This is a genomic window from Martinezella dioscoreae (genome assembly GCF_009176305.1).
Classification (GTDB): domain Bacteria; phylum Pseudomonadota; class Alphaproteobacteria; order Rhizobiales; family Rhizobiaceae; genus Rhizobium; species Rhizobium dioscoreae.
The window spans coordinates 177191-198033 of sequence record NZ_BLAJ01000006.1 but is presented as its reverse complement, the minus strand read 5'-3'; the positions used below and the strand labels follow the sequence as shown (position 1 = coordinate 198033).

Here is a 20843-nt window from a genome sequence, read left to right as displayed (position 1 = left end):
ACATATGATCGATCCACTGGCGGAGGTCGTTGCGCTGCTCAATCCGAGCGCCCGACATGCGAAGCGCGTCGTCGGCGCCGGGAGTTGGCACATCCGCCGTTCGGATACCGGGCAGCCCTTCTATTGCGTCGTTCTTGAGGGCTCCTGCCGCCTCGCGATTGACGGGCGCGAGCCGATCGAAGTGCGCTCAGGCGACTTCATCCTGGTCCCCGAGTCCTACGGCGTCGCAATGTCCAGCCTCGTGCCACCCCCGACCGACTTCCCTGAAGCGGTGGCCATTGCGCTTGGCTCGGGCGAATTCAGGATCGGCGATCAGAGCGAACCGCCCGATCTGACGATGTTGGCGGGCCATTGCAGCTTCGATTCTGCCGATGCGGGCCTGCTGGTGTCGCTGCTTCCCAGGTCGTGCATGTCCGCGGCCAGCCTCGGCTTACCACCCTCGTCGAGCTCGTCAGAGACGAATTCCGCGACCGGCGGCCGGCACGCGACGTCATCCTCACCCACTTGCTCGAAGTCCTGCTGATAGAAGCACTTCGCTCGACGGCGGCGACACCTGCATCACCCGGCCTCGTGCGCGGGCTCGCTGACGAACGTCTTGCCGTGACGTTACGCCGGATGCACGAGAGCCCGACCAAGGTCTGGACGGTCGCACAACTGGCGAAGGAGGCGGCTCTTTCCCGCTCGGCCTTTTTCGAACGTTTCAGTCGCGCCGTCGGTCTTGCGCCGATGGCCTATCTTCTGAACTGGCGCATGGCTCTGGCTAAGAACATGCTCCGGCGCAGCGAAGCTGGCATCGCCGAGATCGCGGAACGCGTCGGCTACGGCTCGGCAAGCGCGTTCAGTGTCGCCTTCACCCGCCATGTCGGGCTGCCGCCCGCGCGCTATGCGCGGCAGCAGGACCTCCCTGCGTCCTAAGGGCCAAGAAGCTCGGCGCTACGCTCCAGATGGCTGTCGGCGCATGAGCACCGTCCCGCCTCAAGCGTTTCGCTCGACGCAGGCGCCCGCCAGGATGAAGTCGACGCCGGCAATGAACTGTTGGCGATCGTCATGTTCGCTCAGCTGCGCCGCCACCCGCCGAAGAAATGGACGCGCTTCGGGATCATCCTGAATCCAGCCCGTGGCTATGGTTTCCAGCCACGCCTTACGATCCGTTCCGTCCGGAAGCGTGCGGGCGTTGGCCGCGTTCTGGCCGGCCACACCGAGGATGTAGTTCGTCAGCGCGGAGGCGCAGTCGAATTGTGCATCCGCAGGAACACCAAGCGGCTGGAGCCATCCGCCGATGCGTTCGAAGATCTCTCCAACCGCGGAATGCCATGGTTCGCGGGAAAGGTGAGCGCCGGCCCAGGGGTGAGCGTCAATCGCATCGAATACCGCAAGCGCGATGGCGCGGATCGCTGCTCTTGGCTCCTCTTCCTTGGCCACTTTCGCCAGGGCGCGGACGAGAACGTCTCCCGTCGCGGCGGCGAGCAGGTCGTTCCTGTCGGCGATATGCCAGTAGATCGCCCCGCTGCCCGTCGCCAGCTGTGTCGCCAACGCTCGAAATGTCAGAGCGGCCTCCCCGCGCGCATCGAGAATCTCGACCGCCGCCTTGACAATCCGCGCCTTGGAAAGGGCGTCCGCGCGCCGCGTGGTCTGATGAGCTCGTTTAGACATGCGCCTATGATGACATATCTGGAACGCCGTTCCAATCCCTGCTATATGGAACAATGTTCCAATCATCTCGAGGTGCCATCATAACCACTCCCGTTACCATTGTTGGCGCAGGCCTGGGCGGCCTGACCCTCGCCCGCGTGCTCCACCTTCACGGCATCACCGCCACGATCTTCGAAGCGGAGCCCTCCCCGCACGCCCGCACTCAAGGCGGCCAGCTTGACGTTCACGAACATGACGGTCAGCGCGCGCTCGCTGCCGCCGGCCTGACCGACGCATTCCGCGCAATCGTTCACGACGGTGGCGACGCGACGCGCGCCCTCGACCGAAACGGCAATGTGCTGCTCGACCAACCCGGAGACGGCCGACGTCCCGAGGTGCTCCGGGGCGACCTGCGGCGGATCCTCATCGACTCCTTGCCTGCCGGGACGATCCGGTGGGGGCGGAAGCTCGCCGGAGCCAGGCCGCTTGGCGCCGGTCGTCACGAACTGACGTTCACCGATGGCTCGGCTGTAGAGACCGCGTTGCTCGTGGGAGCCGATGGCGCCTGGTCAAAGGTACGCCCGCTGTTGTCAGACGCGAAACCCGGCTATGTCGGCGTTTCCTTCGTCGAGACCTACCTGCATGACGCTGATCGGCGGTTTCCCGCAACGGCCGCGGCGGTCGGGGCCGGCGGAATGTTCGCGCTCGAACCGGGCAAGGGGATCACCGCGCACCGGGAGCCGACAGGCGCTCTCCACACCTATGTTCAACTGATGCGACCTGCGGCTTGGTTTGCGGACATCGACTTCAACGACGCCGAGACTGTGAAAACCCGGATAGCAGCCGAATTCGACGGGTGGACACCCACTCTCACCTCATTGATCACCGGCAGCGACACGGCGCCGGTCCTGCGAGCGGTCAACGCGCTCCCGGTTGGTCATCGATGGGATCGTGCGCCAGGAGTGACGCTGCTCGGCGACGCCGCGCATCTGTCGCCTCCGGCCGGCGACGGCGCAAACCTGGCGATGCTCGACGGGGCCGAACTCGGCGAGGCCATAGCCGCTCAGCCTGGAAACATCGAGAATGCGCTGACCGTCTATGAGGCGGCGATGTTCGCGCGCAGCAAGGCCGCTGCCATTGACGCGCGCCGAGTCCTGGACCTTTGCCTGGGTGAGCATGCGCCCTTCAGCCTCATCGACTTTCTCAACGCCGCGTCATAACCGCGGTGCTCCAGAGAAAAGGCCACAGAGAACCGGCGTGCGTATTGGAGTTCTCGGGACTTGCTCGCCTAATCTGCCGGAGCCACGACGCGTTATGCCTGAACCCGCCTCAAAGAGTCTTGCGCCATGATCTGGACATTGCGGGGGAAGCCGAACGTTCCCAAGCGTTCACACAAGCAGGTGGAGGCGGACGGTCATCCCCCGGTGGAGATATCGCCTGCCGTATCGCTCGGAACGGCGGTCCGAAGTTTTAGGGCGACAGAGCTTTAAACCTGCATCTCTTTTCCCACCACTCGCGGGTGTTCATGTTAGCGGCGTTGAAGGACACTATCTGAAATTCGGCGGGCCTCAGGAAGCAAGTCGGTCGACAAACGCCGCAGGCGAGGCCAAAACGGCTAGGCAATCAAGGACCTGATCCGTTCAGCATCCTCTGGCGTCGCCGGATTGTAGACCACCATGCTGAGATCAGTCCTACCATCGACAGAAAACGCCGAATATTCGAAGGCGAGCGGGCCGAGAACCGGATGGTGTATATGTTTGACCGCCTCGCCATGGGCGCCATGAACTTCGTTGTCGCGCCACATCCTTCTGAAATCGGGGCTCAGCCGGCAGAGCTCGTCGATAAGAGGCTCCACCTCAGCCGCCGCCCCCGCACGCGCGGCGTCCAGCTTGAACGCGCCCACCACAAAGTGCGCCACGCTCTCCCAATCATGTTGCATCGTGCGGGCGTGCGGATTGAGGAATATCATGCGCAACAGATTGCGCTCATCCGGTGGCAACGCTCCATAATCGGTCAGCAGCACGGTTGCTGCTCGATTCCAGGCGACGACGTCCCAAATGGCGGTTCTGATCAGGGCCGGGCTCGGGTCCAGCGCGTCCAGCACGCGCTGCAGTCGCGGCGTCACGCCATTGTTCTTCTGGTAGCGGGCCTCGGGCGGGCGGCCGAGGCCGAGCAGAAAAAGGTGCTCACGTTCGGCATCTGTGAGCATGAAGGCCCGCGAGAGGCGATCGAGCACCTCGGCTGATGGCGCGCCGCCGCGCCCCTGTTCGAGGCAGGTGTACCAGGTCGGGCTGATGTTGGCCCGTTGCGCGACTTCCTCGCGGCGCAGACCGCGAGTCCGGCGACGTTCCGAGGAGAACCCCAGAGCTGCGGGATCGAGCTTGGCACGGCGATCGCGGAGATAGCGCCCAAGCATGTTTTCGATAGGCAGATATTCGCTCATCCTGTTAGTCTTTATACTACCATAAGGTCACTACTTTACCAGCATACGCCGTTGCGGTTGATTTGTTCTCGACCGAAATCGGGGACTTGTTCATGCCTTCACCTCCACTCTCGTCGAAGTCTTTACGCATTGCCGTCCTTGGTTGCGGCAAAATCGGCAGCACATTCGCGTTCCAATTGGCTCGCGCCGGCAACCACGTCACTGTCATCGCTCGGCCGATGTCGGCCCGGCTTCAGCAGTTGCGGCGCGACAACGGCATCGTCACCGTCACGGGTGAGCGCGCCGACGTACAAATCGCGGACGTGCTCGACGAGGAGACACCTTACGACCTCATCATCGTGACGGTCATCGACTATCAGGCCGATGCCGTGCTGCCGGCTTTGCAGCGCAGCGCCGCCAAGAGCATCCAGTTCATGTTTGTCAGTTTCGAACCGGAGCGGCTGCGCGATGCGGTCGGCGCCGAGCGATGCTCGTTCGGCATGCCTTTCGTGCAGGCGATGATTGACAAAGACGGCAAGCTCAAGCCCACTATTTCGAAATCTCAAAAGACGATCATGAGTGAGCAGCGCTGGGTGGACGTGTTCAGCGCCGCCGGACTACCTGCGGCCCACGAACCCGATATGCCCCTCTGGCTGCGTTGCCACGTTCCGCTATGCATCGGGTTCGAAAGCGTCGCGGTGGCGGGCGAGCGGCGCGGCGGCGGTGCCTCCTGGGGCGAAGCAAAGCTCGTCGCACGCGGGGTGAAGGAAAGCTTCGCGCTGATCAAAGGGCTTGGCTACCCAGTCTATCCGAAGTCGAAAGTGCGCCTCAGCGGCCTTCCAATCTTCATTTTGACTTTCATGCTGTGGATGTTCTCGCGCGTGAAGTCGATGCGCGAATTGCTCGCGACCGGGAAAGAGGAATGCAAGGCGCTGATCGACAGGATGGTAGAGGCGGCACCCCGGGCGAAACCCGCCATCAACGTCTCCAGAATTGAGGCAATCAGGCCGGCGTAGGCCCGGCTGACGGCTTCTGTCCCCACTTCGAATTTAGGAGACTTCTGTCATGAACGTATTTGTCACCGGCGCAACGATGGCGGGTTCAGCCGCCATGTCGAGCTGCCCGTCCGCCAGACGGCGGGCCTACTCTGATCCACCGCGACCGGTAGGAGCATGCTTGTCTTGATCATAACGCGCCCGGTTGTTCTCGATCTCGTCGATATGCTCTCCCGCCCATGCACCCAGTGCGCGGACCGGCACAGCCAGGGATTGTCCAAGTTCCGTCAGGGCATATTCGACTTGCGGTGGGACCGTCGGATAGACCGTCCGGCTCACCATCCCGTCGCGCTCGAGCGCCTTCAGGGTGCGTGTCAGCATCTGCTGCGAGATGCCCCCGACCGTCCGTTTGATCTCGTTGAAGCGATGCGGCCGCTCGACCAGTATCCTGACGATCATCACTGTCCATTTGTCGCCGACGATGGCGAGCACTTTGCCGACCTTGTGGCATTGGGCGCTGACGGCCGGCGAGGCAGGCATATCCATGTGACCAGGTCCTAAAAATATGCGTTCTTGGCGGAGCACCTGTGGTCACATAGATAGTCCTGGTCACAAATCAAGACCGGAGATATCCAGTGAAACTTCTTCATCTCGACTCCAGTATCATGGGCGCAAACTCGGCAAGCCGGGTGCTCTCTGCCGCTATCGTCGAGCGGATCGTCGAAACACATGACGCGGTGGACGTCACCTATCGCGACCTTGCCAGCGAACCGCTCCCGCATCTCACCCTCGACGCGTTCAAGGTGCTCGACGCCGGCACTGACGTGCAGCAATTCCTCGACGCGGACGTTGTGGTGATCGGGGCCGGCTTCTACAATTTCTCTGTTCCCACCCAGCTCAAGGCCTGGATCGATCATATCGTCGTGCGGGGAAAGACCTTTGCGCGCGGCGAAAACGGGCCGATCGGTCTCGCCCAGGGAAAGCGCGTGATCGTCGCGCTGGCGCGCGGCAACGTCTACAGCGATGGCTCGCCCTATCACTCGTTCGAACATGCCGAGACGCTGCTCCGCTCCGCATTCGCATTCATGGGTGTCACGGATATCGAGTTTATTATCGCCGAGGGGCTCGGGCGCAGCGAGGAGGTGCGTCGGGCCTCGATCGCGGGCGCACTTGAAGAGGTGCGCAAGGTCTCCCCAAACCCCAAAGCTCCGGCTCCACTCGGAGCTTGAGAGCACAGACGCGAATGCACGGCATGCCTGGCTTTCGCGCCGTAACGGAGGAATCGCTGCTTCAATTGCTCGGACGAAATTTCCTGATGGCAGATCTCTCGGCCGGGCATGTCGGACAGGATCGCGGACATGCCGTTGTCGGACAGATCCTCGCGGCCAACCGCGGGGATCCTCCTGCCGGCCGGCGACCAAAACGGGAACCATGTTGAACGTGTCCGCTCCACCGTTAAGGGAGTGACGAGAAGGACTGCTCACTACCAGACGCTAGGCGACGTCCAGCTTCACCCGCCTCGACCTGCCGGCGGCCATATTGCCGGGGCGAGCAGTTCATCACCCGCTTGAAAGCGGTACTGAAGGACTTTTCGGATTCGTAGCCAAGCGCCAACCCGATCTCGGCAAGCGACTGACGCGTCGAGGTCAGCCTGTCCGCCGCCTGCATCATGCGCCAGCGCGTCAGATAGTCCATCGGCGAAAGGCCAACCCTTTCCTTGAAGGTCACCGCGAAGGCGGTGCGCGACATCCCAGCCTCCCTGGCGAGGGTCTGCACCGTCCATCGCTGGCCAGGTGCTCCGTGCATTGCGGCGATGGCCGCGCGCAAACGCTTATCCGCGAGCGCGGAGAGCCAGCCTGCTTCCTCGGCCGTCCGGTCGGACAGGTAAAGCCGCAGCGCCTGCACCAGCACGATCGTCGCCAGTTGCTGCGCGACGATGAAATCGCCGGGCTGTCCCTCCGACAGCTCCTGCCGCATGCGCTCGACGCACCAATTCAGGGTCGCGCTGCCAGGACGATCACGGATGTGCAGGAGTGGCGGAAGGACGTTCAAGAGCAGCTCCGACTGGCCCTCCGACAGCGTGAAGTAGCCGCCGATGCTGAGATAGTCTCCACCGCCATTGTAGGTGAGGATGCGCCCTTCCGGCCGTGGCGGCAGGACCTGGCTGACAGGGACCGGCGCGACCGACAGGTCGCTGGCGATCTGGAACGGCCGGCCACGCGGCAGCAGGAAACATTCGCCGGCGCTGACCTGAACAGGAGACTCGCCTTCCACCGATATCCAGCACGAGCCGGTCACGACGGCGTGGAACTTGATCCCCTCATGCGGCCCGAAGCTGATCGCCCAATCACCGCCCGCATCGAAGCCGCCCGACACGTAGCTACGCAGCTTCAGAAGCGAGAGCACATCCGAGAGTGCATCCATTCGTGACTTCCTGAACGATCGAAAACCATATTCGAACTATGCGGCATGGATCGTTCCTGAGCAACCGCCTAAATTGGGTTTGAAGTCAATAGAGGAGAAGCGCCATGCGCATATTCGTGACCGGTGCCACCGGCTTCATCGGGGCCGCCATCGTCCGCGAGCTCATCGAGGCCGGGCACGAAGTCACCGGGCTCGTGCGTTCGGCGGAAGCCGCCGCACGCCTTGAAGCGGCCGGCGCGAAACCGCAGCGCGGTGGCATCGAGGAGCTCGAAAGCCTCGCACGCGGCGCGGCCCGGGCGGACGGCGTGATTCACACCGCCTTCTTCCATGCCATCTCGCACGCCAGTCTCGCGACGCGCCTGCGGGTCATGCTCGGCGGCAGCCCGACCAATATCGTCAAGCGGTTTATGACCGCCGCCGTCGAGGCGGACCGGCGCGCGATCGAGACGCTCGGCAACGCGCTGCGCGGAGATCAGCGATCGCTGGTCATTGCCTTTCCGACAATGGCGATGGTTCAGGGACGGCTGGCGGTTGAAACGGATCCCGCCGATCCGAATGCTGTGGGCGGTCTCAGGGCTCGATCCGAGGGGGCAGCCCTGGCGCTCGCAGCCCGCGGCGTGAGGGCCACGATCGTTCGGCTACCGCCTTCGGTACACGACGAAACCCGGCAGGGCCTCGTCACCCAGTTGATCGCTATCGCGCGCAAGAAGCGGGTCTCCGCCTATGTCATCGGCGATAGCGAAAACAGGTGGGGCGCTGTCCATCGGCTCGACGCATCGCGCCTCTTCCGCCTCGTCCTCGAACAAGGCGAAGCCGCCACCTGCTATCATGCGGTCGCCGAAGAAGGAATCCCGGTGCGCGCCATCGCGGAGGCGATCGGCAGCCACCTCGGAATCCGCGTCGAAGGTTTGTTTCCGAAAGACGCACACAAGCATTTCGGCTGGCTCGCGCCCTTCGTCGGCGCCGACAATCCGGTGTCCAGTGAACTCACGCAGCGGCGCCTGAGCTGGCAACCGACCCATCCGCGGCTCATGGACGATATCGGCGCGGCTCTCCGCAACGCCGACGCGCGGGCATCATCGGCCCTCCCCTGAAGCGAACCCAAAGGTACAAGCACACTCACATTCCTGCATGACTTCGGTCGCGGAACATCGCGCGCGCTGAAGAACGCCGCTGCTCGGCCTGCGGACAACAAAGGAAAACCTCCGATGCGATTGACCAAACTACTGCCCCTTGCCTTCACTCTCGCGCTCGCTTTTGCCAAGCCGAGCCTGGCGACGCCTGTCGCCTCCGGCGTTCCCGGGATGCTCTTCGACCATGATGTGCCGGTCACCATGACCGATGGCCTGCAGCTGCGCGCCAACATCTATCGCCCGGAAAAGCCGGGCCGGTACCCGATCCTGATGCTGATGGGCCCCTATGGCAAGGATACGAGCCTCGCGGATGCGCCCGCCTACAAGACGTCGTGGGCGAAGCTGATCGCAAAATACCCTGATCTCTGCAAAAAATCCTCCTGCCGCTACATCCGCTTCGAGGCGCCCGATCCAGAACGCTGGGTCGCGAACGGCTACATCGTCATCCATGCCGATGTCCGCGGCGCCGGCGCCTCACCAGGCGTGCTCGATCCCTTCTCGCCGCGCGAAACGCAAGATTATGCGACGCTGATCACCTGGGCAGCGCGGCAGCCCTGGAGCTCGGGAAAGGTCGGCCTGCTGGGCACGTCATTCCAGGCGATAAATCAGTATCAGGTTGCCGCCTTACACCCTCAGGGTCTTGCGGCGATCCTGCCGTGGGAGGGAGCCTTCGATCAGTATCGTGAGATCGCCTACTATGGCGGGATCCTCAACGTCGCCTGGGAATATTGGTGGACCCATCAGGTGGTGCCCAACCAGAATGGCAACGCAGAAACGCCGCTCATCGACTCCATCGATGGCGGCAAGGATACGGGGGCGCCTCTCCCTCCTGATGTCTTGAAGCAGAACCGCGTCGATCCGGTCGAGGCCTTCGCCAAGCATCCGTTCGATGATGCCTATTATCGCGAGCGAATCCCCGACGGAAGCCGCATCACGGTGCCACTGCTAGATGTCGCCAACTGGACGGACTGGAGCACGCAGGGGTTTCGCTCTGCCGCCAGCAAGCAGAAATGGCTGCGCATCCAGACCGGCGATCATCTGACGCCCTTCTATTCAGACGAAGCGCTGGCGCTGCAGAAGCGCTTCTTCGATCACTTCCTCAAGGGCGTGAACAACGGATGGGAGAAGGAACCGCGGGTGGCGTTGCAGATCCGTCGTCCCGACGGAACGGCGTGGCGCGGTGCCGCGGCGTGGCCGCTGCCTGGAACGCAGTGGCAGCGTTATTATCTCGACGCGGCAAACGGATCGATGGACCCCGCGCTCGGAACCGCCGCACCCGCGGAGAAATCCTATCCCGGCCTGGGCGAAGGGCTGACGTTCACCTCCGCGCCGTTCACTGAGGAGACGGAGTTCACCGGCCCGATCGGTGTCAGGCTCTGGGTCGGCTCCTCCACAGCGGACATGGACATCTTCGCGGCCGCGCGGCTGATCGATCCGCAAGGCCGCGACGTCGCCTTCATGGGCAACAGCGACCCGAATGTACCGCTCGGCCTCGGCTATCTGCGCGTGTCGCACCGAGCGGTCGATCCGGCACGCTCGACCGAGTATGCTCCGTTCCATCCGCATCTGACGTCGGAGCCGATGACGCCCGAGCAGCTTTACCCAGTGGATGTGGAATTCACCGAACCGACGAGCATCGTCATTCCGAAGGGCTATCGTCTGGCTCTGACCATCCAGGGCAAGGATTTCGGCTACGGCCCGGGCGCAAACATCGTTCGCGCCAAGGACTACGATCTTCCGAACTCCAGCAACTCCGGGCTGTTCTTCGCCGCGCATCCTAACCGCGACGCCACCCTCTATGGCGGGACGGATACGCTGGCGACGGGCGGAGAGCATGCATCCTATCTGCTGTTACCGCGCATATCGACCCGCCGATGACAGGATGCGATCAACCGCGTTCAACCCGCTGTCGTTTCGCGCTAAATCGGGCTCTTCCTCACCTTGTCTTACCAGCGAGGCTGATCACCGCGCATAGCAGATCAAGCGACACTGTTCGACCGAGCCCATCCGCGCCTGACAACCCATGCGATCGGCAACCCAAGACCGAACATATGGATCAGCAGGGCCGGCACGAAGGGCATCGGGGTCACCGATGCGGGTGTCGTGAAGGCGCTGAGCGGCAATACGACAAAGCCCATGAAGAAGAACAGGATGATGCCGAGCACAGGACCACCGATCCACGTCCAGCGGTTCACCACCGGCACTTGCCAGACGACCAGCGCGTAGACGACGGCTGGAACGACCGACACGAAAAAGTGGAGCAACGTCCCGAAGACGAAGCCGGTCGCGCCCGCATAGGCAGCCATGCCCATCAGGCTGCTGGCTGCCAGTTGCATCTCAGGTACGATCCCAACGCCCCGGGACAGTTGCAGGATCAGAACGGGCACGAGAACGATCACGCCGGCAGTCAGTCCAGCGCTGAAACCGACTGAGACGGCGCGGGACAAATTGTGCTCCAGACGCGTTGTTGAAGACGTCGCCTTGTCGTTTGTTTGATATTTCATGGGCATGGGGCAGCTCTCTGGATTAATCTTACGAGACGAATTGAACTTGATCGCGTTGATGAGTGGAACTTCCTCACCTCGCGGACACGTTGGTGTCACGCGAGCTTGCGAGGTGGGATGGAGGTCAGGCGGCTCCGCCCAACAGGAAACCACGGCCGTTCTGTCGACGTGACATCGCCTGAAGACCTGGCTCAGGCGCGCAACGCGGCGGCGACCAGGCTCTGCATCGAAGTGGTCGGACGACCGATCAACCGCCCGAGCGCACCACCGCCGTCGAACAGCGCACCGCGCGAGGCAGCGGCGTCGGCATCGGCCAGAAGAGCGGCGAGGTCGCCTGGCAGGCCGGCGCCCGTCAGGACATCACGATAGGCAATCTCGGACAGGTCGTTGTAGACGACGGCCTTGCCCGACTGGCGCGAGACCTCTGCGGCAAGCTCGGCAAGGGTAAAGGCTTGGTCGGCTGCAAGCTCATAGGTCTTCCCGGCATGCCCATCGGTCGCCAGCACCACGGCTGCAGCCTCGGCATAGTCCTGCCGGGCCGCTGACGAGAAGCGCCCATCCTTTGCGGCACCGACGAAGGCGCCGTGCTCTAGTGCTGCGGGGAGCGCCATGAGGTGATTCTCGGTGTACCAGCCGTTGCGTAGGATCACCGCGGGCAGTTCCGAGGCCGCGATGACCTCTTCTGTCTGGCGATGCTCGATTGCGAGCCTTGCCGGCGACGTGTCGGCGTGCAGCATGCTGGTATAGGCGATCAGCGAAACTCCGTTCGCTTTGGCTGCCTCGATCACAGCGCTATGCCGCGGAAGACGGCCGCTGACCTCGGTCGAGGAAATCAGCAGCAATTTCTCCACGCCGGTCAGCGCCGGACCAAGCGTGTCGGGCCGGCTATAATCCGCCTCGCGCACGATCACCCCGCGTTCGGCCAGATCCCTGGCCTTTGCCGGATTGCGAACCGCCGCGACGATCCGGTTGGCGGGAATGGTTTTCAGCAGCGCCTCGATCACGAGGCGGCCAAGTTGTCCTGTTGCTCCAGTTACTGCGTACATCGTTCAGTCCATTTCGTGGTTGCAATGAATTCGATGGCCTGTACATAACGGCCATCGTTACCACGGGAAACCACGTATCTTGCGGTTACCTTCATTTTCCGGTAACCAACTGGAAACTGCCGTTGAAGGAAGGGTAATGGTACTCAAGGTACGAAAGAAGGTGGAGACGCCCCCGGGCTGCCCCATGTCGAAATGCATGGATCTCCTTGGCGGCTGCTGGACGCCGGAGGTGCTCTGGTCCTTGAGCGAAGGCCCACGCCGGTTCTCGGAATTGCGCCGGGACAATCCTTTCATCTCGGCGAAGGTGATGACGAGCAGGCTGCGGGATCTCGAACAGCGCGGCGTCCTCACGCGCAAGGTTTTACCGACATCACCGCCCACGGTGGAATACGAGTTGACCGAGTTGGGGAAGGAACTCCTCCCCGCGATCAGATCCATCGTAGAGGTCGGCACGCGCCTGCTGTTGCGTGATTCTACCCCCTAGCGCCGTTGACGGCGGATGCTCACTTGCAGCCGGTGACATCAGGGAACGCGCCGGCGTTGAAGGACGCCGCCCCCTCCAATCTGACGATGCGGCACCCGCTTGACCGCCTGCTCTGCCCAAAGGATGGGACCGATTGCGTTAATTGCGCGATGCCGCAGCTTGACCGCAAGATCTCGAAACGAAGTTAAGCGTCGGCTCTTGCGTTAATGGCAAGTTTCAGCGCTGGATTATCGTTTGCTTGATCGGATAGCGAAGGTGGCCGGTTCGTAGAATTCGGTGTGCTCCACACTGCTTGCTAACCTTCAGGCTGATCAGTCTTAAGGCCGAGCGCGAATTTGATCCCGGGCGGGATGAGGCTTCATCTCGCCCATCTACGTTTTTGACCTGACCATTACTCAGTTGGAGGGAAGATAGGAGCGTCCCTTCAGAAACGCGACGAACGCGCGCAATGCCGCTGATTGATGGCGCCTGCTCGGAAAGTAGAGATAAAGCGCCTCCAGCGGCGAAGACCATTCGGGCAGGACCCGTGACAACTTTCCAGCGGCCAGGAGGTCGGACACGCTCGCAGCCGGAGCGCTGACAATTCCTAAGCCCCTTACAGTCAGCTCGATCTGTGAGGCGAGATCGTGAACGATCGTGGCCGCGGGCGGCGCGATCTGTACGGTCTCGCCTGCGGATTGCAGGATCCATGGTATGATCAAGCCGGTTGTCTGACTGCGGCACACCACGGCGCGGTGACTGAGCAGATCGCTTGGGAGATTTGGCATCCCTCGAGCATGAAGATAGGCAGGTGAAGCGACGAGAACGGCTTCTGACTTGGGCGCGACTGGCACTGCCACCATGTCCTTCTCGAGGCAATTACCATAGCGTAATCCTGCGTCGTAGCCTTGCTTGACGATGTCGATCATGCGCGCCTCGACCGCGATCTCAAGCTCCACCTCGGGATAGGTGTCCTGAAAAGCCGCCAGTGCTGCGGCGATGAGCAGGTCGAAGGGCGCGCGCGGCATGGTGAGGCGCAAGGGGCCAGCTGGCCGACCACCCCGCCGTGCGGCCTCCTCCGCCGCTCGCCTCAATTGCGACAGGGCAGGAGCCGCCGCCAGGAGATAGTCGGTACCGACTTCCGTCAAACTCAAACTGCGGGTCGAGCGGCGCAAAAGCGGCGTGCCGAGACGCTCCTCGAGGCTTCGGATCGCCTGGCTGGCCGCGGATGGAGAGATACCGAGACGCCGCGCTGCTTCGGAAAAGCTACCAGCTTCGGCCACGGCGACAAACACAGCCACGCCTTCGAGGATATTTTTCTGTCGCAAGTGATCCACCTTGAAGTTTTGCTTCATACTTCATGTGTGATTTCAGGCCTAATCGCAAGCATCTGCTCGGCGTACGGTTGCGCATGCCTATGATCCAACACCATCCCGTCGAAGGTCCGATCCTGATCGGGCATCCCGACCAACGGTCCATCCCCCTCGTGACCGACGCGGCCGTCCTGGCGGGCGCAGCGGGGGGAATGCTCTCATCAACGCTGGTTTCCCGCACCTTCAGCACGCCCCGTCAGACAACGCATTACATCGAATGCGGGCCGGCCGACGGACCGCTGATGATCTTCCTCCACGGCTGGCCGAGCATAGGTCTGATGTGGTGCGCCCAGATGAACGCCTTCGCCGCCGACGGGTGGCGCTGCATCGCTCCTGATCTTCGCGGCTTTGGCAGCTCTTTCGCACCTGCAGCCAACGATGCCTATACCATCGAGGAAATCGTGGCGGACATGGCGGAGCTCCATGACCACCTTGGCCGCGAGGCTGCAATCTGGGTTGGCCACGACTGGGGCAGCATCGTAGCCGGTGCCTTGGCCGCGCATGAGCCGAAACGCTGCCGTGGCGTCGTACTGATCTCGTGGGCGTATTTTCCCGACGGGAACGCCCTGCCTACGCTCGTTGCGCTGGTCGATCGAACGATTTACCCCGCCGACCAATATCCGGACGGCCAATGGGATTACTATCGGTACTACACGACGCATTTCGATACGGCGGTGGCTGACCTCGACGCGGACGCGGAAGCATCGTTGGCATCGATCTTTCGATCGGGCAGCCCTGCCGCCGTCGGCGAGGTTTCGCCATCCGCGAAAGTCACGCGCAACGGTGGGCGCTTCGGCGCCGCACACCGAGCCCCGCCCACCCGGCCCGACCTGGCACTGTGGCCGCCGGCGGACTTCGAAGAGCTGGTGCACGCGTTCAAGCTTCGCGGCTTCCTCCCTACCTGCGCGTTGTATCTGAACGGTGATGCCAACACCGTCTACGCGCGCGAGGCGCCCAATTGGGGGCCGACTGTCGCAGCCGGTGCTGTTCGTTAACGGCGACTTCGATCAGATCTGCAGCATCAACGGAAATCGTCAGGGCGACCCGATGCGTGCAGCCTGCCGAGACCTTACCGTGGCGAGTATGCCCTGCGGGCATTGGCTGCCGTTGGAGCGCAAGGAAGAACTCATTCAGGCCATCCGACACTGGCTCCAGAGCAAAAAACTTTAATGGCGGTATACGAAGCAGCTTGAACGAAGACTCAAGCGAGCAACGGTGCTGTATTCGACAGCCCCGTGGCGGTGCTCCACTTTCTCGCCAATCAAGAATACGACGCCCCAGCTAAACTGAGCGAATCCCGCAGACGATCGCGGTGCGCAAACGGGCCATTACCGCTCCGCTCTTCTTTACGGACTTCAGCCAGGGCAGCATCTCACTCATATGTCGTCGCTCAGGCGCATCTGGGGCCGACCATGCCCAAGGAGCTGTCCCTTCATCGCACTCAAGGCGGCGGCGCGACTGAAGCGCGAAGGATCAACTGGCACTCCATCTTCAGCCTCACTGGTGGCTTCTTCGGCTGCATTACTTTTTCCAAAAGCTCGGAGACCGCCCAACGACCCATATCCTCGTGCGGCAGCTTCAATGTTGTAAGCGGCGGCAGGATTTTTCGGGCAAGACTTTCATCGTCGAAACCGACGACCGAAATGTCGTCGGGAATCCTCAACCCACGCATCCTGATCGCATCATAAGCGCCCATCGCGACCCGGTCGGAAAAGCAGAAAACCGCCGTCGGCGGCAATGGCAGATCGAGGAGCTGCAGCATCTTTTCCCGCCCGAGATCGAGGGACCAGGCTTCTGAAAGGATCAGTTCCGGATCGACGGCGATATCGTAGGTGGTCAGCGCCTGGCGATAGCCGCTCAGGCGATCGCGCGCCGCTTCAAGCCGCTGCCTGCCGGCATCGATCATGGCGATGCGGCGATGGCCGGCCTTGATCAAGACTTCCGTCGCCGCATAACCGCCGGCATGATCGCCTGGAATGATCGAAGAGAACTCGGCCCGCTGCTGGTGGCAATTCAAAAGGACGGCTGGATAGTTGCCAAGGTTGGAAGGCAGGATCGGCGCTAGCTGGGTGATGAGCGTGGCGTAGATTACGCCGACGATCTGGCGCCGTCCGAGATAGTCGAGAATGGATTCGGCGAATTCGACCTGTCCGCCCGTCACGACGGTGAACGCCGCCAAGCCCTGCTCTTCCGCCGCGCTCCGAACACCTTCTATCAGCGGCGCAGCATGCTGCGAGGCCATGAGATCGTCTATCAGCAAAACGATGATGCCGCCGATCGGGTCATTGGCCGGCGCTGTCTTCTGGTAGCCAAGTTCCGCGGCGACAGCCAGCACGCGTTCGCGCACTTTCTCCGAGACCCTCTTGCCGGGAGCCTCGTTCAGCACCAGTGAAACCGTCGCATGCGAAACGCCGACCTGCGAGGCGATATCGGACATGGTCGGTCGTTTCGTCGTCTTGTCGTTCACTCGGTTTCTTTCTCGGACTCAAGGGCAGTCTGCGCGCACGTTAGGAAATCTGACGGACAATGTGAAGCTACGGCCCTTGCGGAAGTTAAGTTTATAAGTTACGAAACTTTCATGTAACTTATTTTGTGACTTAATCCAACCGAAAAGCTCGTGGCCATGACCATCGCCTCCCGCCGTTTCGCCGATACCCGTTCCGGGCCGCGTGCGCGCCTGTCTCTCGACGGAACCTGGGACTTTCAGCTGGAAGGGCGGACGCCGACTACGATCGCCGTGCCCGCGCCCTGGCAGGCTCATTTTCCGGTTCTGCGTGCCGCGGCCGGCGTGGCAACCTATTCCCGCGCCTTCACCGTGCCGCAGGAATGGCTTGGCCGTCAGGTCATCGTGCATTTCGGCGCCGTGAACTATTTCGCCGAAGTATCGGTCAACGGCCGCGCGCTCGGTTCTCACGAAGGAGGCTATCTGCCCTTCGAATTCGTCATCCCTTTCGATCTGTTGACCGGCGAGTTGCGTCTGGATGTGAAGGTTACGCTGCCAAGCGCCGATGCCCGAGCCTTCCCGGATTTCCCGTTCGACGAGATCCCGCACGGCAAGCAAAGCTGGTACGGAATGCTGGGTGGCATCTGGCAATCGGTCTGGCTGGAATGCCGCAGCGAGGCGCATATCACCCACCAGGCCATTCGCGCCGATCTCGCAACGGGCGATGTCGCTATCGATGTCGAGCTGGCAGCGGCTTTTACCGGCGCCTTGAAGATCACCATTCTGGATCGCAAGGGAGCGGTCGCAGCTTCGAGCGAATTTGCGCTCAACGACAAGGCCCGGATTTCGGCTGCGCTCAAGGTCGCCGATGTCGAAGCGTGGTCGCTCGACGATCCCGCTCTTTATCGGGCCGTTGCCGAGCTATCCGAGGGGGGCAACGTTATCGATGCCGCCGAGGAGAATTTCGGTTTTCGCACCTTCGAGGCAAGGGATGGAAAGTTCTTTCTGAACGGGCACCCCTTCTACATGCGCGGCGCGCTGGATCAGGATTATTATCCCGAGGGCATCTATACGCCGCCGTCGCTGGAATTTCTGGAGGATCAGGCACGCAAGTCGAAGGAACTCGGCCTCAACCTCCTGCGCTGTCATATCAAGGCTCCCGATCCACGCTACTACGATGTGGCGGACCGGTTTGGCCTGCTGGTCTGGACGGAAATTCCAAACATTCAGACCTTCACCGAGAAATCAGCGAAGCGCCTGCTCGATACGATGGAAGGAATCCTGCGACGCGACGGCAATCACCCTTCCATCGTGATCTGGACCATCATCAACGAGGATTGGGGAACACGCCTCGTCGAAAGCGCCGATCAGCGAGCCTGGTTGGAAGGCGCCTATCACTGGCTGAAGAGGATGGACCCGACACGGCTGGTCGTTGACAATTCCGCCTGCATTCCGAACTTCCATGTCGTCTCCGACATAGACGACTATCACTATTACGCCTCGGTTCCGGAAATGGCACGCGAATGGACCGACTGGGTATCGGCTTTCGCCGCGCGGCCCGCGTGGTCCTATTCGCCGAACGGCGATGCGAGACGGCGCGGCGACGAGCCGCTCGTCGTCTCCGAGTTCGGCGTGTGGGGTCTGCCGCATCCCGACAAGCTCAAGCAGGACGGCAAGGAACCTTTCTGGTTCATCAATGGCCTGGAGTGGGACAGCGACGGCGCGACCTATCCGCATGGCGTCGAACAGCGCTTCCGCACCTATCAGTTCGACAAGGTCTTTCCGTCCTTCGGCTCCTTCATCGAAGACACGCAGTGGCATCAGTTCAATGCGCTCAAATTCGAAATCGAGGAGATGCGCCGCCATGCCTCCATTCAGGGCTATGTCATCACCGAGCTGACCGATTTGCACTGGGAAGCCAATGGCCTGATGGACATGCAGCGCAATACGCGCGCCTACCACAATCGCTTCCACGAGATTAACACCGATGTCGTCATCATCCCGCGCATGCAGCATTATGCCGTGTGGGCAGGCGATACGGCGAGCGTGGAGCTCGAAATCTCGACCGGTGGCAAGGCAATCCACGCGGCCGAACTGAGCTGGAGCATCGATGGGACGGACGCTGGAAAAATGGCGATCCCGGCTATTAGCGCGACCTCGGTGCATCATCTACCGGCAATTTCTCTGCCCTTCACCGCCACCATGGCCGGCGGTCAGGTCAGCGTCCAGTTTACGATCACCGCCAGCGGCAAGGAGATTGCGCGCAACAGCTTGGACGTCAGCGTCTATGGCAGCCGCTCCGAGCCGGCTCTTTCCGTCTTCTCGGCCGAACCCGAGATCGCGCACTATCTAGCAGCGCTTGGCTATGCGGTTGTCGAGGCCGGCAAGGCGGACGTGCGGGTTGCGTCTTCTCTCAGTCAGGCCGATATCGACGCCATGGAGCACGGCGCCCATTTTGTGTCGCTTGCCGATGTGCCGCCGCTGCCGTTCGGCAATTTGCGCAACGACCAGCCCAACTGGAATTACCCGGCCGGGGGCGATCGCGGGCAATCCATGCCGCAGATGCGCGTCACCGAACGCAACGGCACCATCTGGAAGGGCAATTGGGTCACCGGCTTCAGCTGGGTGAAGCGTTCGGGAAAATTCGAGCGCCTGCCGGGCGGCCCGTTGACCGATCTCTCCTTCGTCGGCGTCAACCCGAACCGCGTCATCACCGGCTTTCGGCCGATCCATTTCGACGGCTTGGTGCACGCCGGCACGATGGTGGGCTGGATCCACAAGCCATGTGCAACCATTGCCGAGAGGAAGGTTGGCGCCGGCCGTATCGTCGCCACGACCTTCGGCCTGATGCGTGAAGCGGCCGGTGTCGATCCGGTGGCGGCAACCTTGCTTGATTGCATTATCGAGACGGCAGCCGGATAGGTGGCCAAAAGATTGAACCGCCGCATATGACCGGGAGGAGGTCGAGGCGGTCCAGATAGTTGCAAGGGGATATAACGCGGCTCGTTGGCCGCCGCGCGAGGCATAAGGGCCGCTTAGTGAAGAGCGGCCCGGGAGGAAAACAGAAGCAGCCTGGAGGAGAGAGAATGCGTAACCTGTTGAGAACATCGATCGCGGCGTTAGCCCTCATGACTGCCTTTCCGGCATTCGCGGTCGAAAACGTCGTCTGGTGGGACTTTCTGTCCGGAGGCGACGGCGTACGGATGAAGGCGCTGATCCAGCGTTTCAACCAGGAGCACAAGGACAAGATCCAGATCACGGGCACGACGCTCGAATGGGGTATTCCCTACTATACCAAGCTGCAGACATCCGCCGCCGTCGGCCAGGGGCCTGACATCGCCACATACCACCTGTCACGCCTGGCGGCCGCGGTTGCGGCCAAGACCATCTCGCCGATCGATCCGAAAGAGCTCGAGGCCGTCGGCCTGAAGGACAGCGACTATCCACCGAACGCGATCGCCGCCTCGACGGTCGACAATCTGCGCTACGCCGTCCCCTTCGACGTGCATGGGGAAGTGCTCTACTATAACAAGACCATACTGAAAGAGCTGGGCGCATTGGGCGACGACGGCAAGCCTACCGGCATCGACACGCTGGAAGGCTGGCGCGCAGTGCTGGCCAAGGCGAAGGACGCCGGCAAGAACGGCGTCGTCATTTCTTCGTCCAACGGCGATCTGCGCGATATCTACACCCTGTTTGGCCAGCAAGGCGGCCAACTGACCGCGGACGGCAAGTTCCTGCAGGGCGACAATTTCGACAAGATGGAAAAAGCCTACAATGAAGTCGCCGATTGGGTGAAACAGGGCTGGGCGCAGCCCTATATCGACACCGAAACCATCACTCCCACCTTCATCGCCGGACAATCCGCCTTCTTCCTGAATGGCAATTGGGAACTGCCGACCATGGAAACCGAAGTCGCCAAGGGCAACGGTTTCGAATACGGCATGGTCAACATCCCAGCCTGGATGGGCAAGCCCGCCAACTGGTCGGACTCGCACTCCTTCGTGATCCCCAACAATGTCGGCGTCACCATGACCCCGGAAAAACGCGCCGCGGTTCTTGAAGTCATCCGCTGGATGAACGTGAACTCACTGGAATGGGCTGCGGCCGGCCACATTCCGGCCTATCTACCGGTTAGCACCTCGGCCGCCTACAAGGCGCTCAAGCCGCAGGCGGATTATGCCGCCATGGCGCTCAACGCCTTCTACATGCCAAAGACGCCGCTGACGGGCGCGGCTTCGAAATTCGACGACGATTGGCAAAACATGGCGTCGGGACCGCTCAATGGCGAGGGCGATGTGAAGGAAACGCTCGAGAAGTTTCGCGATCACATGAACTCTCAGTGACGTTTTCTTCGACAGCCCCGGGACGCCTCCCTGCCCCGGGGCTGCATCAGCGAGAGAGGTGG

General features: G+C 62.0%; 17 protein-coding genes and 1 pseudogene. 10 read left to right on the top strand and 8 right to left on the bottom strand.

Annotated elements, in window-relative coordinates; translation table 11 throughout:
* The first annotated feature begins 4 nt into the window (after positions 1–4).
* A pseudogene (locus tag GDN47_RS23815) lies at positions 5–915 on the top strand (AraC family transcriptional regulator).
* 60 nt (positions 916–975) lie between these two features.
* Here GDN47_RS23815 and GDN47_RS23810 read toward each other — a convergent pair.
* Positions 976–1653 carry a TetR/AcrR family transcriptional regulator gene (locus GDN47_RS23810; protein WP_173002554.1) on the bottom strand — a complete coding sequence of 226 codons (678 nt, stop codon included), beginning with the start codon at positions 1651–1653 and terminating at the stop codon, positions 976–978.
* A gap of 53 nt (positions 1654–1706) precedes the next feature.
* On the opposite strand from GDN47_RS23810, the gene GDN47_RS23805 reads away from it, so the two are divergent.
* Positions 1707–2852 (top strand): FAD-dependent oxidoreductase, encoded by a 1146-nt coding sequence (locus tag GDN47_RS23805; protein WP_233790083.1) that lies wholly within the window; start codon positions 1707–1709, stop codon positions 2850–2852.
* Between the two features lie 395 nt (positions 2853–3247).
* Here the strand turns inward: GDN47_RS23805 and GDN47_RS23800 are convergent, their stop codons facing one another.
* Positions 3248–4075, bottom strand: a complete 828-nt coding sequence (locus tag GDN47_RS23800) for a helix-turn-helix transcriptional regulator (protein ID WP_152094393.1) — start codon at positions 4073–4075, stop codon at positions 3248–3250.
* A gap of 62 nt (positions 4076–4137) precedes the next feature.
* Between GDN47_RS23800 and GDN47_RS23795 the strand changes: the two genes are divergently transcribed.
* On the top strand, positions 4138–5070 hold the full coding sequence (locus GDN47_RS23795) for a ketopantoate reductase family protein (protein ID WP_145636688.1): 933 nt from the start codon (positions 4138–4140) through the stop codon (positions 5068–5070).
* Positions 5071–5196: 126 nt separating this feature from the next.
* Here the strand turns inward: GDN47_RS23795 and GDN47_RS23790 are convergent, their stop codons facing one another.
* Positions 5197–5595 carry a winged helix-turn-helix transcriptional regulator gene (locus tag GDN47_RS23790; RefSeq protein WP_113352118.1) on the bottom strand — a complete coding sequence of 133 codons (399 nt, stop codon included), beginning with the start codon at positions 5593–5595 and terminating at the stop codon, positions 5197–5199.
* Positions 5596–5684: 89 nt separating this feature from the next.
* On the opposite strand from GDN47_RS23790, the gene GDN47_RS23785 reads away from it, so the two are divergent.
* Positions 5685–6278, top strand: coding sequence for an FMN-dependent NADH-azoreductase (locus GDN47_RS23785; protein WP_145323021.1), 594 nt, complete (start codon positions 5685–5687; stop codon positions 6276–6278).
* Between the two features lie 226 nt (positions 6279–6504).
* Here the strand turns inward: GDN47_RS23785 and GDN47_RS23780 are convergent, their stop codons facing one another.
* Entirely contained in the window at positions 6505–7473 is a 969-nt protein-coding gene (locus tag GDN47_RS23780; protein ID WP_152094392.1) for an AraC family transcriptional regulator, read from the bottom strand.
* Positions 7474–7577: 104 nt separating this feature from the next.
* Here GDN47_RS23780 and GDN47_RS23775 point away from each other — a divergent pair, with 104 nt between their 5' ends.
* Both GDN47_RS23775 and GDN47_RS23770 read left to right on the top strand, forming a co-directional pair.
* Complete coding sequence (locus tag GDN47_RS23775; protein ID WP_152094391.1) at positions 7578–8567, top strand: SDR family oxidoreductase; 990 nt, start codon at positions 7578–7580, stop codon at positions 8565–8567.
* A gap of 114 nt (positions 8568–8681) precedes the next feature.
* The gene (locus tag GDN47_RS23770; RefSeq protein ID WP_152094390.1) at positions 8682–10484 is read left to right on the top strand and encodes a CocE/NonD family hydrolase; all 1803 of its coding nucleotides are present in this window, start codon (positions 8682–8684) and stop codon (positions 10482–10484) included.
* Between the two features lie 101 nt (positions 10485–10585).
* On the opposite strand, the gene GDN47_RS23765 is transcribed toward GDN47_RS23770, so the two are convergent.
* Complete coding sequence (locus GDN47_RS23765; protein WP_210248405.1) at positions 10586–11110, bottom strand: hypothetical protein; 525 nt, start codon at positions 11108–11110, stop codon at positions 10586–10588.
* Positions 11111–11301: 191 nt separating this feature from the next.
* Positions 11302–12156, bottom strand: a complete 855-nt coding sequence (locus GDN47_RS23760) for an SDR family oxidoreductase (protein WP_145636678.1) — start codon at positions 12154–12156, stop codon at positions 11302–11304.
* 136 nt (positions 12157–12292) lie between these two features.
* Here GDN47_RS23760 and GDN47_RS23755 point away from each other — a divergent pair, with 136 nt between their 5' ends.
* Positions 12293–12640 (top strand): winged helix-turn-helix transcriptional regulator, encoded by a 348-nt coding sequence (locus tag GDN47_RS23755; RefSeq protein WP_113352124.1) that lies wholly within the window; start codon positions 12293–12295, stop codon positions 12638–12640.
* A 395-nt stretch (positions 12641–13035) separates the two neighbouring features.
* Here GDN47_RS23755 and GDN47_RS23750 read toward each other — a convergent pair whose 3' ends face one another.
* Positions 13036–13947: a LysR family transcriptional regulator gene (locus GDN47_RS23750; protein ID WP_173002553.1), complete on the bottom strand. Its 912-nt coding sequence runs from the start codon at positions 13945–13947 to the stop codon at positions 13036–13038.
* Between the two features lie 89 nt (positions 13948–14036).
* Between GDN47_RS23750 and GDN47_RS23745 the strand changes: the two genes are divergently transcribed.
* Entirely contained in the window at positions 14037–14987 is a 951-nt protein-coding gene (locus GDN47_RS23745) for an alpha/beta fold hydrolase (protein WP_233790081.1), read from the top strand.
* 446 nt (positions 14988–15433) lie between these two features.
* Here the strand turns inward: GDN47_RS23745 and GDN47_RS23740 are convergent, their stop codons facing one another.
* Positions 15434–16459, bottom strand: coding sequence for a LacI family DNA-binding transcriptional regulator (locus tag GDN47_RS23740; RefSeq protein ID WP_233790079.1), 1026 nt, complete (start codon positions 16457–16459; stop codon positions 15434–15436).
* Between the two features lie 156 nt (positions 16460–16615).
* Between GDN47_RS23740 and GDN47_RS23735 the strand changes: the two genes are divergently transcribed.
* A complete protein-coding gene (locus tag GDN47_RS23735; RefSeq protein WP_152094389.1) occupies positions 16616–19357 on the top strand; it encodes a glycoside hydrolase family 2 protein in 2742 nt (913 codons plus the stop codon).
* 164 nt (positions 19358–19521) lie between these two features.
* The gene (locus tag GDN47_RS23730; protein ID WP_152094388.1) at positions 19522–20781 is read left to right on the top strand and encodes an extracellular solute-binding protein; all 1260 of its coding nucleotides are present in this window, start codon (positions 19522–19524) and stop codon (positions 20779–20781) included.
* The last annotated feature ends 62 nt before the right edge of the window (positions 20782–20843 follow it).

Bases quoted from the DNA above. Each gene is read 5' to 3' on its own strand.
- GDN47_RS23755 (WP_113352124.1), top strand. From the start codon at position 12,293: ATGGTACTCAAGGTACGAAAGAAGGTGGAGACGCCCCCGGGCTGCCCC.
- GDN47_RS23730 (WP_152094388.1), top strand. From the start codon at position 19,522: ATGCGTAACCTGTTGAGAACATCGATCGCGGCGTTAGCCCTCATGACT.
- GDN47_RS23760 (WP_145636678.1), bottom strand. From the start codon at position 12,156: ATGTACGCAGTAACTGGAGCAACAGGACAACTTGGCCGCCTCGTGATC.
- GDN47_RS23800 (WP_152094393.1), bottom strand. From the start codon at position 4,075: ATGAGCGAATATCTGCCTATCGAAAACATGCTTGGGCGCTATCTCCGC.
- GDN47_RS23745 (WP_233790081.1), top strand. From the start codon at position 14,037: ATGATCCAACACCATCCCGTCGAAGGTCCGATCCTGATCGGGCATCCC.
- GDN47_RS23790 (WP_113352118.1), bottom strand. From the start codon at position 5,595: ATGGATATGCCTGCCTCGCCGGCCGTCAGCGCCCAATGCCACAAGGTC.
- GDN47_RS23775 (WP_152094391.1), top strand. From the start codon at position 7,578: ATGCGCATATTCGTGACCGGTGCCACCGGCTTCATCGGGGCCGCCATC.
- GDN47_RS23805 (WP_233790083.1), top strand. From the start codon at position 1,707: ATGTTCCAATCATCTCGAGGTGCCATCATAACCACTCCCGTTACCATT.
- GDN47_RS23810 (WP_173002554.1), bottom strand. From the start codon at position 1,653: ATGTCTAAACGAGCTCATCAGACCACGCGGCGCGCGGACGCCCTTTCC.
- GDN47_RS23770 (WP_152094390.1), top strand. From the start codon at position 8,682: ATGCGATTGACCAAACTACTGCCCCTTGCCTTCACTCTCGCGCTCGCT.
- GDN47_RS23780 (WP_152094392.1), bottom strand. From the start codon at position 7,473: ATGGATGCACTCTCGGATGTGCTCTCGCTTCTGAAGCTGCGTAGCTAC.
- GDN47_RS23735 (WP_152094389.1), top strand. From the start codon at position 16,616: ATGACCATCGCCTCCCGCCGTTTCGCCGATACCCGTTCCGGGCCGCGT.
- GDN47_RS23765 (WP_210248405.1), bottom strand. From the start codon at position 11,110: ATGAAATATCAAACAAACGACAAGGCGACGTCTTCAACAACGCGTCTG.